We start from the raw sequence: 563 nt of genomic DNA on the forward strand, positions 1-563 counted from the left end.
CTCCTCTCGGGCGCGCTTTTATTAACGGGAAGTGGCTCAGCTTGGTAGAGCACCTGGTTTGGGACCAGGGGGTCGCAGGTTCAAATCCTGTCTTCCCGATATTCCAAAAACATGGGGCCTTAGCTCAGCTGGGAGAGCGCCTGCCTTGCACGCAGGAGGTCAGCGGTTCGATCCCGCTAGGCTCCACTTTATTTAATATATGTCTCGGAGGTATACCCAAGTTCGGCTGAAGGGATCGGTCTTGAAAACCGACAGGCGGTGAGAATCGCGCGGGGGTTCGAATCCCTCTACCTCCTCCATTTTTAAAAATGGTTTAGACATATAATAATAAAATATTTATTTTTTCCTTCATGGAGGTATACCCAAGTTCGGCTGAAGGGATCGGTCTTGAAAACCGACAGGCGGCGAGAGTCGCGCGGGGGTTCGAATCCCTCTACCTCCTCCATTTTTTAATTTAATATTGTCGCGGGGTGGAGCAGCACGGTAGCTCGTCGGGCTCATAACCCGAAGGTCGCAGGTTCAAATCCTGTCCCCGCAACCAAATGGTCCCGTGGTGTAGTGGT

5 tRNA genes are annotated in these 563 nt (G+C 51.9%); all 5 read left to right on the forward strand.

Annotated elements, in window-relative coordinates:
• Nucleotides 1–25: 25 nt before the first annotated feature.
• The 5 genes from ACTJJY_RS32065 to ACTJJY_RS32085 all read left to right on the forward strand — a co-directional run bounded on the left by ACTJJY_RS32065 (nucleotide 26) and on the right by ACTJJY_RS32085 (nucleotide 541).
• Nucleotides 26–99, forward strand: a tRNA-Pro gene (locus ACTJJY_RS32065).
• Between the two features lie 14 nt (nucleotides 100–113).
• Nucleotides 114–186, forward strand: a tRNA-Ala gene (locus ACTJJY_RS32070).
• 20 nt (nucleotides 187–206) lie between these two features.
• A tRNA-Ser gene (locus ACTJJY_RS32075) sits at nucleotides 207–299 on the forward strand.
• Nucleotides 300–352: 53 nt separating this feature from the next.
• Nucleotides 353–445 (forward strand) — tRNA-Ser (locus tag ACTJJY_RS32080).
• Nucleotides 446–464: 19 nt separating this feature from the next.
• Nucleotides 465–541 (forward strand) — tRNA-Met (locus ACTJJY_RS32085).
• The last annotated feature ends 22 nt before the right edge of the window (nucleotides 542–563 follow it).

The sequence above is a fragment of the Bacillus sp. 22475 genome, from assembly GCF_052044835.1.
GTDB lineage: Bacteria > Bacillota > Bacilli > Bacillales > Bacillaceae_G > Bacillus_A > Bacillus_A cereus.